16 protein-coding genes are annotated in these 16,966 nt (G+C 46.3%); 3 read left to right on the top strand and 13 right to left on the bottom strand.

Translation table 11 applies throughout. From position 1 onward, the window contains the following. Positions 1 to 942, bottom strand: a 942-nt coding sequence (locus BM607_RS22210; protein ID WP_249269612.1) for a CHASE domain-containing protein, incomplete at its 3' end; no start/stop codon positions are given. A gap of 324 nt (positions 943 to 1,266) precedes the next feature. On the opposite strand from BM607_RS22210, the gene BM607_RS17840 reads away from it, so the two are divergent. Then, entirely contained in the window at positions 1,267 to 1,443 is a 177-nt protein-coding gene (locus BM607_RS17840) for a hypothetical protein (protein ID WP_006079984.1), read from the top strand. Between the two features lie 182 nt (positions 1,444 to 1,625). Here BM607_RS17840 and BM607_RS17845 read toward each other — a convergent pair whose 3' ends face one another. Further along, entirely contained in the window at positions 1,626 to 2,588 is a 963-nt protein-coding gene (locus tag BM607_RS17845) for a PDC sensor domain-containing protein (RefSeq protein WP_006084247.1), read from the bottom strand. 278 nt (positions 2,589 to 2,866) lie between these two features. Between BM607_RS17845 and BM607_RS17850 the strand changes: the two genes are divergently transcribed. Beyond that, positions 2,867 to 4,222, top strand: coding sequence for a flavohemoglobin expression-modulating QEGLA motif protein (locus BM607_RS17850; protein ID WP_071940003.1), 1,356 nt, complete (start codon positions 2,867 to 2,869; stop codon positions 4,220 to 4,222). Positions 4,223 to 4,308: 86 nt separating this feature from the next. Here BM607_RS17850 and BM607_RS17855 read toward each other — a convergent pair whose 3' ends face one another. The 9 genes from BM607_RS17855 to BM607_RS17895 all read right to left on the bottom strand — a co-directional run bounded on the left by BM607_RS17855 (position 4,309) and on the right by BM607_RS17895 (position 13,788). After that, positions 4,309 to 5,685: a sodium:alanine symporter family protein gene (locus tag BM607_RS17855; protein WP_071940004.1), complete on the bottom strand. Its 1,377-nt coding sequence runs from the start codon at positions 5,683 to 5,685 to the stop codon at positions 4,309 to 4,311. Between the two features lie 290 nt (positions 5,686 to 5,975). Then, positions 5,976 to 7,418, bottom strand: a complete 1,443-nt coding sequence (locus tag BM607_RS17860; RefSeq protein ID WP_071940005.1) for an MBL fold metallo-hydrolase — start codon at positions 7,416 to 7,418, stop codon at positions 5,976 to 5,978. 117 nt (positions 7,419 to 7,535) lie between these two features. Further along, positions 7,536 to 8,405: a DUF2927 domain-containing protein gene (locus BM607_RS17865; protein WP_071940006.1), complete on the bottom strand. Its 870-nt coding sequence runs from the start codon at positions 8,403 to 8,405 to the stop codon at positions 7,536 to 7,538. Positions 8,406 to 8,411: 6 nt separating this feature from the next. Further along, complete coding sequence (arsJ, locus tag BM607_RS17870) at positions 8,412 to 9,680, bottom strand: organoarsenical effux MFS transporter ArsJ (RefSeq protein ID WP_071940007.1); 1,269 nt, start codon at positions 9,678 to 9,680, stop codon at positions 8,412 to 8,414. Between the two features lie 10 nt (positions 9,681 to 9,690). Next, complete coding sequence (locus BM607_RS17875; protein WP_071940008.1) at positions 9,691 to 10,704, bottom strand: ArsJ-associated glyceraldehyde-3-phosphate dehydrogenase; 1,014 nt, start codon at positions 10,702 to 10,704, stop codon at positions 9,691 to 9,693. 214 nt (positions 10,705 to 10,918) lie between these two features. After that, positions 10,919 to 11,155 (bottom strand): thioredoxin family protein, encoded by a 237-nt coding sequence (locus BM607_RS17880; RefSeq protein ID WP_006079976.1) that lies wholly within the window; start codon positions 11,153 to 11,155, stop codon positions 10,919 to 10,921. 9 nt (positions 11,156 to 11,164) lie between these two features. Then, a complete protein-coding gene (locus BM607_RS17885; RefSeq protein WP_071940009.1) occupies positions 11,165 to 12,160 on the bottom strand; it encodes a permease in 996 nt (331 codons plus the stop codon). Positions 12,161 to 12,329: 169 nt separating this feature from the next. Further along, positions 12,330 to 12,674 (bottom strand): metalloregulator ArsR/SmtB family transcription factor, encoded by a 345-nt coding sequence (locus BM607_RS17890; protein ID WP_071940010.1) that lies wholly within the window; start codon positions 12,672 to 12,674, stop codon positions 12,330 to 12,332. Between the two features lie 502 nt (positions 12,675 to 13,176). Beyond that, positions 13,177 to 13,788 (bottom strand): LysE family translocator, encoded by a 612-nt coding sequence (locus BM607_RS17895; RefSeq protein WP_006079973.1) that lies wholly within the window; start codon positions 13,786 to 13,788, stop codon positions 13,177 to 13,179. Positions 13,789 to 13,887: 99 nt separating this feature from the next. Between BM607_RS17895 and BM607_RS17900 the strand changes: the two genes are divergently transcribed. Beyond that, a complete protein-coding gene (locus BM607_RS17900) occupies positions 13,888 to 14,754 on the top strand; it encodes a LysR family transcriptional regulator (protein ID WP_006084256.1) in 867 nt (288 codons plus the stop codon). Between the two features lie 246 nt (positions 14,755 to 15,000). On the opposite strand, the gene BM607_RS17905 is transcribed toward BM607_RS17900, so the two are convergent. Both BM607_RS17905 and BM607_RS17910 read right to left on the bottom strand, forming a co-directional pair. Beyond that, positions 15,001 to 16,008: a helix-turn-helix domain-containing protein gene (locus tag BM607_RS17905; RefSeq protein ID WP_006079971.1), complete on the bottom strand. Its 1,008-nt coding sequence runs from the start codon at positions 16,006 to 16,008 to the stop codon at positions 15,001 to 15,003. 91 nt (positions 16,009 to 16,099) lie between these two features. After that, on the bottom strand, positions 16,100 to 16,795 hold the full coding sequence (locus tag BM607_RS17910; protein WP_011845680.1) for a cysteine hydrolase family protein: 696 nt from the start codon (positions 16,793 to 16,795) through the stop codon (positions 16,100 to 16,102). Between the last annotated feature and the right edge of the window lie 171 nt (positions 16,796 to 16,966).

The raw sequence follows: 16,966 nt of genomic DNA on the forward strand, positions 1-16,966 counted from the left end.
TTCCGATCTTGAGATAAAACGCGATTGTGATGAAATGTCCAAGCGCCACTGCTTACCGCCAATTAAGTCGGTCTGTGACTGATAGAACACATCTTTTTGATTTGGCAGTACTTTACTGCTAGTAAACATTAAACTGTCAACACTTGCCTGTGGGTTTTCATAAATGGCGAGCTTCAAACCTGAGAATCGATCCCCCATAATTCCTTGCATGAGGTCGTCCATCCTAAACGCCGCATACACGAGTCCAATCGCCTGCTGTTTCCGTTCAGCCTCCGTTGCCACAATCCCTTGATAAATTGGCAAATACATCAAAAAACCTGCTTTAGCATCTTCGGGTGTATCTTGCACTAAGGCGACCTTGCCAGAGATAGTTGGCTGACCAGTGGTAATGGCGTGATCTATGGCTTTGCGACGATTAGCCTCGGAGCACATGTCATAGCCAAAGGCTCTTTGATTGCGCCAATCAAAAGGCTCTAAATACAAGATCACGCAATACTGATCACGAACTCCTTCAGGGTAAATTTTATAGTCTTTAAAGCCTTCGGCTTGAACTTGTTGGACGTGGGTATCTAATGTGTCAGGTTTAAGTAACTGAGCATAGCCAAAGCCTTGGAAACCCGGGTAATACTCAGATAAATGTGCATTGACAACATAGGTTTGCCATTCCTTGCGGGTCACACTATTGGAGGACAATAACAAGCCGACACCACCGCGTAAGACTTGCTCGTAGGCAAGCATTCTGCGATTCACCGCTTCGGTTAACTCTTGAACACTGTTCTCGAAACGCTCTTCACCCCTATCTCTAAGATATTGCTCCAGCACATACCAAGAGATGCCCATAAAAAGTAAAGCAGCGACAATCATCAGCCAGCTAGAGCTCAGCACGCTAAAGTAGATATTATTTGATGGGCTATGCGATTTAGAAAACTCATCCTTGTCCATATGAGCCAATTCCCTAGCAAACGAACAGCAATAAACAATGTTACAAGTGTTGTTGTAATTACGCCTAAATTCAAGTTTATCCTACTATTTAACTAGGAATTAACCCGAATATATCGATGACGATGTTGTGCTCTCAATCACAAAATAAGCAAGAACTAAATTAATCAAATAGGCAATCCCAGTCTTGGCTTGACGCTAAACCGCAGCGAGCTGAATTATCCGGCTCACGGGCAGAAAATTTTACCCTGACTACCAAAATTATTTGCTTTTCTACCATACTCTTTTTAGTTAGAAAGTCGTTAGGAACAACAAGAGGAATTCGTTATGGCTCATATTACTGAAGTCGTGCCCAACGATACTGAACTTGAGGCAATGACCACACCGAGAAACAGCAAAGCCGCTGAGGCAATGCAACATAGACGTGAAGTCAAAAAGCGTTTAGAAGACTACCTCGAACGGGCGGAGTTAAAGCGGGCATTAGGAGATGACGATTTTTTCTAGCCTATTTGATCTCACTATCTAGTGGACAACATTATGGTGATGCTGCGTTAAATCGCAGAGTGTTTATCTAGAACTCACACAGTTCGTGTCCACTCAGACCTAATATCTCACCCAGCCCTCAGTGCTGGGTGTGACTTTGTTTAACCTTCTTAATCACCACCTTTAAAGCTACATTATCCTTGTCATTTTTTACCGCTTTTATAGGCTTGAGTTTTAATCAGCAACCATTCGGCCTTAGCACCTAAATAAACGTAAGCACCTAATCCTACGAGTAAACCGACAACGGCTAACATCATCCAGATCGCGGGTTCAATATATTGTTTCTCACCGAGTGACGCCTTGAACATAGTCAATAAGGCCTCAATGGAAATGGCAATAAGGATGGTAGAAACAAACCGCGTAATGGTTCGCCGCGTTGAGCTGTGGCGAAAGATATCCTTATGCATTAGGACTTCTTCTTCGAGAATGGTTTTCCCGAGATCGAAAATCGCTAAAGCCAGCGTCATAAAAATAATGATCCCAAAAGGTTGCAGCGGATCTTGGCCAATTCGCTCGACCGTAAAAAGCCCGTAAATGTCCCGCAATGCGGTCCAGAGCAATACAGTGACCAGCACAAACAACCCGGCAACAATCACGCCATAAACCGCTTTAAATGCAGGTGTTACGCGCCGCCGTGCACTGTCGCCCATCATAAATTCAATCAAACGGGTCAAGTCCACATCAACCACTAAATAACCCAGTTTTTGCTCCTGTTGATAAATAGCTAGGGAGGCAGAAAGGCACAAATTGCCACTGGCATTTGATAAATAGGGACGCGTAATGTTCACGCCATCGGACTCATCACGATTAATAAAATAGGGTCTTTGGCTGCGATCGCGATTGCCACCTAACGGAATTAACTCGATCTGATGATCTACCACGGCGATATTTTGGCTTATCTGCAAGCCTTGGCTATCGAGTAAATACATCAGTTCAACAAAGGGATAGCTCTTCGCGATTCCTTTCATCGCTTTGACATCGACCTTAGGTTGCTTAAATAACTCGGCATCGGCAATCCCAGTTAAAATCGATTCCATCAGTTCATGTACTGTGGCCTCGTATTCGTGATACCGCTCGATCACACTCAAATAACTCATCGCTGCCATGTTTCGCTCCAATCAACCGATTTCTAAGTCCAGAACAAAGCAGCTTTAATGCCATATCAATAAAATACTATTAAACAAATAGTTACTAATTTATGGCTCATAAACACAGTGCCAAAATAGTCACAGGTGCACCAAAATGATTCACAAAACCGATAACAGTTAATTTATGTAATCGGTATATTTCCTCAGCTAGCCTGCGAATCAATATGAATAAATGAGGTTTAAGGCTATGATTAGCCACATCTCTCTCGCTGAAATTACCTGCAGGATATACGGGAATGTCTGAGTCGTTAGCCCAATATCAACAAGATCTACGCCGTTTTTCCGATGAATTAATTCGCATCCAAACGCCAATAAAAATCTTAGATGCCATCAAATGGCCGCGGGAAATGGAGGAGCGCTTTCTCTCGAATAAGGGCACTGTACTTCCGGCTATCAAGCAAGAGTTCTATCAAAACATAGCCTTACCTTTTGACCCCGTCAAAACCCACGCAGAACTCGCCTCCCTAAAACAGGATATCCATAGACGTTTAGGTAAACGGGATAAACTCGGCAAGATATTGGTGGCTAACGTCGATCAATATCGCCTTGTGGTCGATATGCTCGAAAACAGAGGCACGCCGACCTTTGGTAAACTTAGCCAAGAATTATACGGCAGCGCGAGTCACAGATTGCACGGCGATCGTCATACGCTGCGACAGTTAGGCGATAAACTCAGTTATATCTTCTCGCTGCCGGCAGCGAGACACATGAATAAACATCATCCTAAGATTATTAGCGCCCCCGAAGCGGTTCACGTGCTCAGTCAACGCTTAGAGAAATACTTCCATAGCGATGACATGCGCGTGCGCCTCAGTGACGGTATCGTCTCCGATGCCGCTGTAGGTGGCGATACCGTTAAGCTCAATAGCAAAGCCATGTTCAGCGAGTCGGATCTCAATGTATACGAGGTTCACGAAGGTTGGGTGCATGTCGGCACAACGCTAAATGGTCGAGCCCAACCCCACGCCACTTGGCTCAGTGTCGGTTCGCCGCGGGTAGCCGCGACTCAAGAGGGTTTAGCTGTTTTACTGGAAATGCTGACCCTAAGTTCAAATCCGGGACGAGCTCGGCGTATTAGCGACCGTGTCGCCGCGGTCGACATGGCGGAAAATGGCGCCGACTTTATTGAAGTATTCAATTATTTCAGAGGATTAAACCTGAGCGCGACCGACAGTTATCGCGTCACCCAAAGGGTTTTCCGTGGGGGTATGGTAGAAGGCGGCAGCTTCTTCACTAAGGATATTTCCTATGTGCGCGGCTATGTGGAAAACATTAACTTTATCCGCAGCGCCATCACCTCAGGCCTTCCCGAACTTATCCCTATGTTGTTCCTCGGTAAATTGGCGATCGAAGATATCCCAGTGTTATACCAAGCTTGCCAAGAGGGCATACTGACGACACCTAAATATTTACCGCCCATGTTCGATAACTTTAGTGGTCTTTATGCTTGGTTTGGTTTTGCTTCAGGCTTAGCAGGAATCGATTTGAAAGGCGTACAACGTCACTTCACTCGCCTGTTTAAAGATGTACCGAACGTCGCTCCAGCCTTTGAGTTCCTCGACGATACTGAGTTCGACAACAACTCGGATTAATACATAAATATTATTGATTTAAATGAAAAAAGCTCACAACTAGGTGAGCTTTTTTATTCTAACGTGACTCAACTTTATTCATCAGATTAAGATTGGGCCTTTGCTGCTTCATCGGCACGCTTTTTAATGAAGTATTCCCGCGTTAACCCAAAGACCACAGGGCTTAACAGTGCCAAGGCGATTAAGTTGGGAATGGCCATCATGGCGTTTAAGGTATCAGCCAATAACCAAATAAAATCTAACGAGCTAACGGCGCCTAGTGGCACGGCTATGGTCCATAGCAACCTAAAAGGTTTTACCGCTTTGATACCAAAGAGATACTGCACACATTTTTCGCTGTAGAAGCTCCAACCAATAATGGTGGTGAAGGCAAAGATAGACAAGGCGATAGCCACGATATAATTACCCAGAGGCAAGGCATGGGAGAAAGCGTATGACGTCAGCGCGGCGCCATTTTCACCCGAGGTCCAAGAACCAGAAACCACAATCGCCAAACCTGTAATCGAACAGACCACGATAGTATCGATAAAAGTGCCGAGCATAGCCACCAGCCCCTGCGCCACGGGATTATTGGTTTGTGCCGCAGCATGGGCTATCGGCGCGCTACCTAAACCCGCTTCGTTGGAGAATACACCGCGCGCTACACCAAAACGAATCGCCGCCCACACAGCTGCACCGGCAAAACCACCTTGGGCTGCCACTGGATTAAAAGCACTGTGAATAATTAAGGCGAATGCCGCTGGCACATCTTGAATATGCACCACCAACACACCTAGGCCAGCAGTGATATAAAAAATCGTCATAAATGGCACTAACTTACCGGCAACTTCAGCGATACGCTTAATACCACCCATCAATACCGCGCCGACCAACAGCATCATCACCACGCCAGACGCCCAAGCCGGAACGCCGAAGTTACTGCTTAATGCTGCTGCCACTGAGTTGGCTTGTACCGTGTTGCCAATACCAAAGCCAGCAAGTGATCCAAAAATCGCAAACAGTGTGCCCAACCAAGCCCACTTTTTACCGAGACCATTTTTAATGTAATACATAGGGCCACCGACATGGTTACCCTGATCGTCCACTTCACGGAATTTAACCGCCAGCACAGCCTCAGAATACTTAGTCGCCATGCCCACTAATGCGGTGCACCACATCCAGAATAACGCGCCTGGGCCACCGACAAAAATTGCCGTCGCCACGCCTGCGATATTACCCGTACCAATAGTGGCTGAAAGCGAAGTCATCAGCGCATTAAACGGACTCACATCCCCTTTCACATTTTTATCTTTGTCGGGAATACGGCCAGACCAGAGTAACTTAAAGCCTGTGCCTAACTTCAGAATGGGCATTAATCTCAGCCCGAGGGAAAGAAACAAACCAACGCCTAAGATCATCACCAACATAGGTGTGCCCCAGACAAAGCCATTAATCAGGCCAACAAACTCCGTAATCGCTTCCATTCAAACCTCGTGATTGCTTGTTATTGTTATAGTTTGACTGACGCCGTCGGATTAGGACTTGGCCTAACGAACACGACATATCAAGGAGCCAATCTAACAGTTGCACCTCAGATTACAACGAATAGTTAACAATTGGAAATCTAAATCATCTGCGAATTTATCCGAAACGGATTGGCAAGCAGAGTCGTTGTCAAGCGGTGAGATATTGATTTGCAACACAAATAAAAACTCCCCGCATTGAGTATGCAGGGAGCCTCTCGATCAGTACGCCGCTAAGTAGGATGGTTAACTTAAGCAGGCAGCCACACTAACTGTGGCAGCGCGGTTAAATCTAACCTGTCGCCATGGGTCGCAATCGCGGTGGCTTGAGGTTTAGTTTTAGGATCTTGGTTAACCACATCGACCAATCCATGCTGCGCATCGGGTTCTCCGTGGACTAAAATCAGCGGCGGTTGGCCTTCAAAGTGGCGATACCAACGCAATAACTCAGCTTGATCCGCATGGGCAGAAAGCCCGCCCACTGTGTGTAATTTTGCCGCGACTTTAATGCTGTTTCCGTGGATAGTCAGCTCCTCAACACCGTCGACCAAGGCACGTCCCGGTGTGCCAAGGGCTTGATAACCACAGATGATCACATCGCATTCAGGCCGCCATAAATTGTGTTCTAAGTGGCTACGAATACGCCCACCGTTACACATGCCGCTCCCCGCAATAATGATCAATCCCTTATGCACTTCATTCAGCGCCATCGACTCTTCGGTCGTCTGGATAAACTCGACATTCGACAACAGCGGATGCTGCCCAGGATGTTGGCGGGTAAAACGTTTAAAGTCCTCATCCATCAGCGGATAATTATTGACGTAGACGCGAGTCGCCTCAATTGCCATGGGGCTATCTAGACAGATTTTCCAGCGGCCGAGATCCCATTCTTTAGCATATAAATGAAAGAGATATAATAACTCCTGCGCCCGTCCAACCGAGAAAGCTGGCAGCAAGATATTGCCTTGGCTCTCGTTGACTGTCTTAGCAAAAATGTCTTTCAGCTCGGCTAAGGTTTCAGTCCAACTACGGTGAAAACGGTTGCCGTAGGTGCTTTCCATTAACACTAAATCCGCCGTATCCACTAAGGTCGGATTGCGTAAAATCGGCATACCCGCACGGCCAAGATCGCCACTGAAGACGACTTTTTTCTGGGACTTACCCTCGCCTAACCACAATTCAACCAAAGCAGAACCTAAAATATGCCCCGCATCTGAGAGGCAAATATCCACATGGGGAATGACCCGAGTTACTTGGCCGTATTCCAGCGGCACAAATTGGGTGATGGCCTGTTCGGCATCTTCAACGGTGAATAGCGGTTCTAAGGGTTCAAGATCATGTTTAGCGCGCTTTTTATTGACCCTTTCGGTGTCGCGGGTCTGCAGCATGGCCGCATCTTTGAGCATGATGGCGCACAGTTCTGCCGTGGCTTTATGGGTGTAGATTGGCCCATCAAAACCCGCTTTAACTAAGAGTGGTAAACGCCCTGAATGGTCGATATGGGCATGGCTAAGCACAACAGCGGAAATAGACTCAGGGTCGAAGGCGAAGGGATCATGATTACGCAGTTCATCCGCTTTGCCACCTTGGATCAAACCACAATCGAGTAATAAGTGTTCATGATCGACCGAGAGTAAATGGCACGAGCCGGTCACTTCCTCTGTCGCCCCTAAAAACTGCAGTGTCATTCGCATGGTGTCCCTCCAACGTTTTTACCTTGTATAAAGCTAGACTATGCCCTTATTCCTCAAAGAAAAAGGATTAATTGGTCGCATGCTAGCAATGTCAACTTTCGCAGTAACACTCAAGCATCAATAACCTAATAAAGGGTATAACTGACCTTGGCGCACGGTTTTATCGGCATTGATTAGGGTGTCATCACGCTGCCATTGTTCGAGCAATATCTGCAATGGCGCTTTGACCTCTGCGGCCGTCATACCAGCGCGAATACTCGGGTTATAGAGCAGTTTTAGCAGAATGAAATCAAGCCCTGTAAGTAAATCCTGCGGGGTTTTATCGTTAAAGATGGAGGGGAATACTTTTTCAGAATCATTGGGTAGCCCAAGCACTTGAGTAATTTCCTCGACCACGCAAGCCACTAACTTACCGTGCATTTGCGCCTGATCGACGGGAATAATCACCCATGCGCGTTCAATTTCGCTCTTAGCATTAAGAGCAAACTTGGCCATACACACTGAGCCGTGGACATTTTTCGCCGAACTTGGCCCCATTAAGCGGGTAACTTCACTCTCCCATTGGGATTGACGGGTAAACACTAAGTGCAGATTCGCATCCAAGAGCGTATCCACCAGCTGAATATCATGACCCGTAATCTTAGCTAAGTGCGCTAAGTGCATCCGTACTAATTGGGTGTGCAGCGCCCTGTCGCCCACTTGATGTTCGACAAATACTCGTACCGGAATGCGCCACTTACGCACGCGATGTTTCGCCACGTCATACTCATTTTTAAGGGCGATTTCACTAAAAGCTTGGGTAATGTAAGTTAAGTTTTTCCAGTCACTTGCTGGTGTTAATGTCGGAATTAACGCGGGCTGCGTTTGAGCGGCGTAAAGAGGTAAGGCTAACAAACTTAAGCACAAGCCTAAACTCATACATAGGCTGCGCCCAAAACGCCGACGCACAGGTAACATTAACCCTTTGTAGTCGAACCACTTTTGCATTGGCACTTATTCCGCAACTTGCCGAGGTAATTTAATCGAAATCATAGCAGTGATGCCGATAAAAGCGGTCGAAATCCACAAACAGGCAGCTAAACCATAGGCTTGATACACTAAGCCAGACAGCACAGTGCCGACTAAACGCCCCATAGCATTGGCCATATAGTAGAAACCCACATCCAGCGATACCGCATCTTCACTGGCGTAACTCACAATCAAGTAACTGTGCAGCGATGAGTTCACCGCAAACAGGGCGCCAAACAACATTAAGCCCAGCAACAAACTGGCTTCGGGATAAAAACTAAACTGTATCGCACTGGCAATGATCGCTGGCACAAAGGCCAACATACTGGCCCAAATTAACGCGCTGCGACCATCGGGGGGGGAATCAATCAGCTGACTTTGGGCTTGGCGATTGCCCGTGATCTTAGGTGCTAAGGTTTGCACTATGCCATAGCCGATAACCCACACAGCTAAAAAGCCGCCCACCGCCCAATGATCCCAGCCTAATTGGCTGGCAAGATACACGGGTAACGCCACCACAAACCACACATCTCTGGCGGCAAACAGGAATAATCGCGCCGCAGAGAGAATGTTCACGCTACGACTCTTAGAGAAAATCTCCGTAAATTTGGGCTTATTCTTGGCTTTACCTAAATCCTTTTTCAGCATCACTAAACTGAGTAACCAGACGAGTCCAAGCATGAGAGCCATAGTGGCTATCGCCAACTCAAACCCGAGCAAGGCAAGCAAGGTGCCGCCGAGGAAAAATCCCGCACCCTTGAGGGCATTTTTAGAACCCGTTAATAGGGCAACCCATTTGTAAAGCTTGCCCTGCTCGCCTTCTGGCACCAGTAGTTTTATCGCGCTTTTGGCACTCATCTTATTGAGATCTTTAGCGATCCCAGATAACGCCTGCGCCGCCATCACCCAAGGCACGCCTGCAAGCCACAAAGGTAAGCTCGCCGCCGGCACTAACAACATGGCTAAGGCAAACACTTGCATGCCAAGGCCCAAGTTCATGGTGCGATTTAACCCTAGACGCGCCCCTAGCCAGCCGCCAATCAGATTGGTCACTACGCCAAAAATCTCGTAGAACAAAAACAGCATAGCGATCGCCAGCGGACTGTAGCCAAGATCGTGAAAATGCAGCACCACTAACATCCGCAGTGCGCCGTCGGTTAAGGTAAAACTCCAATAATTGAAGGTGATCAACAAATATTGCCGCACGGCAGCAGGCAATTGCATCAGTTGTTCAAATGGCTTGGCGGCAAACAATTGAGCTCTCCTAACGCGGCAAATCAAGCTGGCCGACTAAACGGGCAAGCTCAGCGGTGCGATTGGCGTAGCCCCATTCATTGTCGTACCACACATAGAGTTTAAGTTGAGTGCCATTAATCACCATGGTCGAGAGCGCATCTATGATGCTTGAGCGCGGATCTGTCTTGTAATCCACCGATACCAGCGGCCGCTCTTCATAACCTAAAATGCCCTTAAGCTCACCTTCGGCGGCGGTTTTAAGTAGCGCATTCACTTCTGCTTCGGTAACGGTGCGCTCAAGCTCGAATACACAATCGGTCAGCGAAGCATTAGCCAGTGGTACCCGCACGGCGTGGCCATTAAGCTTACCCTTAAGCTCAGGGAAAATATGGGTAATCGCAGTCGCGCTGCCCGTGGTGGTTGGGATTAAACTCAAACCACAGGCGCGGGCACGGCGTAAATCCTTATGCGGTGCATCGAGAATAGTTTGGGTGTTAGTAATATCGTGGATCGTGGTCATAGATCCGTGCTTGATGCCGATCTGCTCGTGGATCACTTTCACCACAGGCGCAAGGCAGTTAGTAGTGCAAGATGCGGCGGTCACAATCGGATGAATGGCAGGATCGTATAGCTGATGATTAACCCCGATCACTACGTTTAGCACGCCCTCTTCTTTCACGGGAGCGGTGACAACCACCCGCTTAACACCTTGATCTAAATAAGCTTGCAATAACGCTTTGGTTTTCATCACGCCGGAGGCTTCAATCACCACATCGCAACCGGACCAATCGGTATCGGCAATCGCTTTATTGCGCGTGGTGCGAATGATTTTATCTTGGATCTGGATCTCATCGGCATTCGCCGTCACGGGATAACGCCAGCGACCATGGACAGAATCAAACTCAAGTAAATGTGCCAATGTATGGGCGTCGCCTGCGGGATCGTTGATCTGCACAAACTCCACCTCATCCCAGTCCCATGCCGCGCGCAGTGCTAAACGCCCCATACGCCCGAAGCCATTAATGCCGATTTTGATTGCCATGATGATATTCCAATATGTTGATTTTAAATTTTTATGTCTTTAATTTTTATATTTTTCTTAACGCTACTAACAGTTTACTTAGGCGATAACACCGCCATTGCCAAAGACTGAGACTGAGACTGAGTATGGCAATGGCGTGTATTTTTTAGCTTATGTTTCTTAACTAATGTGCTTGGCGAACGAGCAACCTTGATTGACTAAAGCTGACTACAACTTAGTCCCTTAACCATCCTTCAATTTCGTCACGGGTCGGTACTGAGCCGCTGTGTATGAGTTCACCATCGATCACTACCGCAGGGGTCTTCATCACTTTAAATTTCAACAGGGTTTGAGGATCTGTGTCCTTTTTCACAATCGCATCCACGCCCATTTCTTCTGATATATCCGCAATCATCTCGGCGGTTTTACTACATTTAGCGCAACCACTACCTAATACTTTGACTTGTTTCATGTTATTTCCTTAAAGATACGGTGCTGCAAAATTAAAAATCCAACCTACTAACGTAAATGCCGTCAATAGCACAACCAACAGCACCGCCAAAAGGCGCCACTGCATCACTTGTTTCAGTAAAATAAATTCGGGGAAACTGGCAGCCACTGTGCTCATACAAAACGCCAGTGTAGTGCCAATAGGCAGGCCGTTCGCCAGCAAACTTTCCATCACAGGAATAATGCCAGTCGCATTGGAATACAGGGGAATGCCGACTAATACGGCCGCAGGCACAGACCACCATTGGCCTTGGCCTAAATGGGTTTCAACCCACCCCTCGGGCACAAAACCGTGCAAGGCAGCGCCAAGACCCACGCCGATAATGACCCATTTCCAGACGCGGCCAAAAATCTCAAGCGCCTCAGCTTTAGCAAATTCATGACGTTCAGATAAAGATAAGACCCGCTCAGTGGTAGAAACCTCATTCGATGCCGCCATCTGGCGTCCACGAACGAGGGCTTCGGCGGCGAAGGACTGCAACCAACGCTCGGCCTTAATCGCATCTAACAATAGTCCGCCGAGCATACCCACTGTCATGCCCACAGCCACATATAGCAAGGTAAATTTCCAGCCGAGTAAACTCATGAGCAGCAGGACGGCGACTTCATTGATCAAAGGTGAAGTGATCAAAAAGGCCATAGTGATCCCAAGGGGGATCCCGGCCGAGGTAAAACCTAAAAAGACAGGGATACTCGAGCAAGAACAAAAAGGCGTAATGGCGCCAAAAATCGACCCCAGCAAGTAACCTACTCCCTTATTCTTACCCGCTAAATAATCTCGAACTCGCTCAACATCTAAGGAAGCCCGCAGCAAGGCGATGAAATAAATCATCACCACCAGCAATACGAAAATTTTACTGACATCTTCAATAAAAAAATGCACAGCTCCGCCCAAGGCCGAACCCGCCTCTAGGCCAAAAACGCCGTACACTAGCCAAGTCGCAAAATCAGTAAATATTTGGAACATATTGATCCCTACACTGACGGTTTACTTACTTAAATATCGCTAGAATCGCGCGAGTCTGCTCGACCCTAAACTCACAATTGACTAAGACTCTACTCACTTAGACTCAGCATGAAATGACAGAGCACCGCTTATCACTGCCCCCCTGTCACTAATGCTTAACAGCAGTCGCTTAGCAACAGGCCATAACACGATCGGGTCGACCGCCCATCTGACAAAGATTAAGCACGTTCTCCTGCAAAAAGCTGTCGTTATCATCACAGGTTTGGCCAAGTACCTGCTGGCACCAAGGCGCGATCTCAGCATTGATCCGATAAAACACCCATTGACCTTGGCGCCTATCGACCAACAACCCAGCCTTTTTCAACTGGGCTAAGTGGCGCGAGACCTTAGGCTGACTCTCAGACAGCGCAGCCATCAGCTCACACACACATAGTTCACCTTCACGCTGGATTAGCAGTAGGCATTTAAGCCGAGTCTCATCGGCAAGTGCCTTAAAAAATGCGACGGGTTGCATCAATTGCTCCCAAAGTTGATTGGAGTATATATGGTAAATAATATATATGAAAAAACGTATATATTGAGTTATTTTTTACAGAAATGTGAGATGCATTGAGGAGGAGGATTGATTATTTGAAATCAGAATTGATACAACTCAATGAAAATATTATCGAAAATACTGTTTAAGTGCTATCCGATAGAGTTGCAGTTTTTACTTCTTGTTCAGCTAATGTCTATTGCTCTAGCAAGATAACTTTATCGTCAGTTGTGCGACATTCATTGTCATTGTTTCCCAGTGACTCACCATCAGTTTCTTTTACAAGAAGTATCCATGATGGCTCAGTTCAAACATCCCTGTTTTAAAAGGTCACTGGTGAAACAATGCCAATCCTAACTAATCCTTTAGCAGTCCATTTAGCTAAAAAGTAATTGTCCTAAAGTGAGATAAATTCATTATTTAGTGAGTGTAGGTTCCACTGAATTTACAACATATTTCCTTAAGGTGTGAAAGGTGTTGTTTAGGCATTGGTTGACAGTATCGCGCCAAAAGCAATGAGACCAAAACCGCACGCCTGATTGATTCTATGACCAAACTTTTTAAGCATGTTACTCGCGTGTTTTGATGTCACTAGGTAAGCGACTATACAAAACCAAGCTGCATGTAAAAAAGCAATGTAAAAACCATAGGTAATGGCGAAAGACATGCTTTCATTATCAGATGAAATTAGTTGGCTGAAGACGCTAAGAAAGAAAATCATCGTCTTAGGATTCAATGTATTACATAAAAAACCTTGAAATATATACTTTCTAGTTTGTGTGGGTTGAACGTTTGTTTTTTCATAGTCTAGATCTAACTTGGAACTGACTAATCCTGTCACACCAAGATAAATTAAATACGCTGCACCAACATACTTCACTATGCTAAATAAAACCGCATTTTGAGAAACTAAATGACTGATCCCAATAACAGAATAGGTAATATGTACACAAACACCTATCCCTATCCCAAGAGCCGTTAAAACGCCTGCTTTTCTGCCATAGATTGCACTATTTTTAAATACTAAAACAAAGTCAGCTCCAGGACTTACCACGATTAAAAGCCCAAACACTGCAAAACTTAATAACTCCATTTAATCTCCTCACTTTTCATAAGTTTGAGATAATTGTATAGATTTATTGATGAGTTATAATCGAAAAAAAGGCATCCTAAATGTGAGAAAAAGTCACAGATGAGACATTTAAAAGCATTCTATGTATTTCATGTTACGGCAGAGTCATCGAATTACAGTAAAGCAGCAGAGAAACTTCATATCACTCACGGAGCAGTAAGTAAGCAAATTAAATTGCTGGAGAGTCATCTATCGCAGATGCTGTTTTACAAGCAAGGCAGAGGAATGTGTCTAACGCAGGAAGGTGAATTGCTCAAGCAGTACACTGACATTGCTTTTAATGCTTTAGATAATGGAATTAAGAAGTTAACAAGGGAAAGTAACAAACATCTCGAAGTTTCCTGTGAACCAACATTAACGATGCGCTGGCTGATGCCTCGACTGGCCAGTTTTTTTCGGCTTACGGGTATTGATGTTCGGCTATCAACCGCTGGAGGACCTGTAGATTTAAATGAAACAGGATTATCTTTAGCCATTCGGCGCGATGACTTCGATATTAGCCCTGAATATACGGCGCACAACTTAGTCAATGAGTGGGTTGGTCCTGTTTTTTCCCCTGAATATTGGAGAAAATCTCAGAACAACTTAGGTGATATTGTTCTTCTTCATAGTGAAACGAGACCTTCTGCATGGTCAGATTGGTCATCACGCTCAACACATACCTTTTATACGAACAAGTCCAAATCCTTTGAGCATTTCTATTTCTGCTTACAGGCAGCAGTTGACGGTTTAGGGGCTGCGATTGGATCATATCCTCTTATAGTAGATGACTTGAAAAGTGGGAGACTGGTCGCTCCATTTGGATTTACTCAATCCGGACATAAGTACTTACTGCTCAGTCATACAGAAAGACTGGGAAGCAATGAATTAGAGTTCTTAACGTGGTTAGAAAAAACCATGTCTTTATGCCAACCAGAAACTCCTTAGTTCAGATTTTAGGTATGGAACGCTAACTTAGAAATATCCCAAGCCGTTCAAATCTCACATCACCTTAATAACTGATTTTTTACCCAGCGAGCAGACAGACCATGTCTATGCGTCAGTTAAGTTTTAGAGGAAATCTCAAGCTGAGATAAGTTCAGTCTGTTAAAACAGCGGAGGGTTAGTGACTCACCTAAACCTTGATAAGTCATCACATCAAAGTCAGTGCTGATTTTAATGATGAAACAACTTTCATTCGCTAGCCTTACTCTTTCCCCTAAATACAAATCGGTAATTCGATGGGGAAATATCAAACTGTTGACGGAAGTGGCGCCGAAGTGAGGTGGTGGAAGCGAAACCGGCTTGTTCGGCGATACGGTCGATGGAGTGATCTGTCGTTTCTAAATATCGTTTCACCATAATAAGCCGTTGATTAACCAACCAGAGTGAAAAGCTGGTACCTGTGGCTTGTTGAAAACGCCGAGTAAAATGGCGGCGACTGATGCAGGCTTTCTCAGCCATAGTGTCAACCGTCAGCGGCGATGCAATATTTGCTATAGCCCAATCCATGATAGCGGATAAAGGCTCGCGCTGATTAACGGCTGGAACGGGAATATCTATGTATTGAGCCTGACCACCTTGGCGGTGCGGTGGCACAACGAGATGGCGAGCGACTGCGTTAGCCGTTTCAGATCCCCACATTTGCCGAACGATATACAAGCAGCAATCAATACTCGCGGCAGTGCCCGCAGAAGTCACCACATCTCCATTATCGATATACAGCACCTTCTCATCGACAAACACATTCGTGTGCAGATTACGGAAACATTGTGCCCAGCGCCAATGGGTGGTGGCGGAACGTCCGTCGAGTAACCCTGCGGCAGCCACAACAAAAGCGCCCATGCACAGGCCTATGATGCGTGATCCATTGGCGTGCGCTTGCTGCAAGGCATTAATAATACAGGGTTCTGGCTCGTGTGCTGGATCATCCCAACTCGGCACTATGATGATGTCTTTTGAGCTTAGTTCATCCAGTCCCTTTTCTACTATCATCGAAAAGCCAGCACTAGTTTTGAGTATTCCGGGTGTGGCGGCGCAGATGGTGATTTCGCAGGCGGGCGTGCCATCGGCCTTGAGCACTTTTTCAAAGACTTCATAGGGAACTGACAGATGAAATGGAATGATCCCATCAAAGACCACTATGGCTATGGTCACTTTTGAAGCTGTTTCTATCTCACTCTGGTTCATCGTATTTATCATCGTCGGCTCAGACTATCCTTAATGTCGCTCACTCAAAGATACCAGCTAATACTCATTTATGTATTAACGGGTATCTTGCGATTGTTGGCCGTTATAGTCGCACTACAGGCATGTTGAGCACCGCTTGAGTAGTTTTAATCTCAGCAAAAACATCGGCAACACCCGCTATTGCAGCACGTTGCAGCGTGGCGTGATCTACGATAGAACCGTCCCAAGTTGCCAGATCGCGAGTGGCGGTGGCGTCTTCTGCAATGATCACATCATAACCCATAGGCACAGCATCACGCGCCGTGCTCGATACGCACATGTGCGTCATCAGCCCAGTAATCACCAGTGTTTTGATGCCCTTCTCTTTCAGTTGTTGATCAAGATTAGTTCCCACAAACGAACTCGGCGTCGCCTTATTGATAACAAAATCAATATCTAGCGGTTGTAGATCCTGATGAAACTCAGCGTTAACGCTGCCTTCCGCAAATAGTGGCCCAGCAGCGGGTCCTAAATGACGCACAAAATAAACTGGCATCGCATTCTGGTGCGCAAATTTAACCACTTGCTTGGCTTTGCCCAACGCTTGCTTGCCGTTCGGGATCGGCATGCTGCCAGTGAAATATTCGTTTTGAAAATCAATCACCAACACAGCTGTCGTGTTCGCATTCAGTTCCGTTGGCGCTTGCGCCTGAGTCATGGTGCGGATTGTCGGTGCTGATACTTTATTGCTTGTCTCTGCGCTGGCCGTTGCACTCGCCATCGAAAGTGCCAGAGCACTGCATATTGCTACTTTTTTCATCGTAAATATCCTTGCATATTCTGTGTCACGGGCCGTATTGCCAAGTGATGCGGGCATTATGCAGAGCGCTTAGCGATACGAATAGGCGGCTTTGCGACGAAAAACAGTACTTTTGGGCCAAAGTGGCCGCATCGAACAACTTAGGCCATCAACCAGACGACCAAGGTGATA

Origin of the sequence: Shewanella sp. SACH, assembly GCF_001887095.2 — a bacterium.
Classification (GTDB): Bacteria; Pseudomonadota; Gammaproteobacteria; order Enterobacterales; family Shewanellaceae; genus Shewanella; species Shewanella baltica.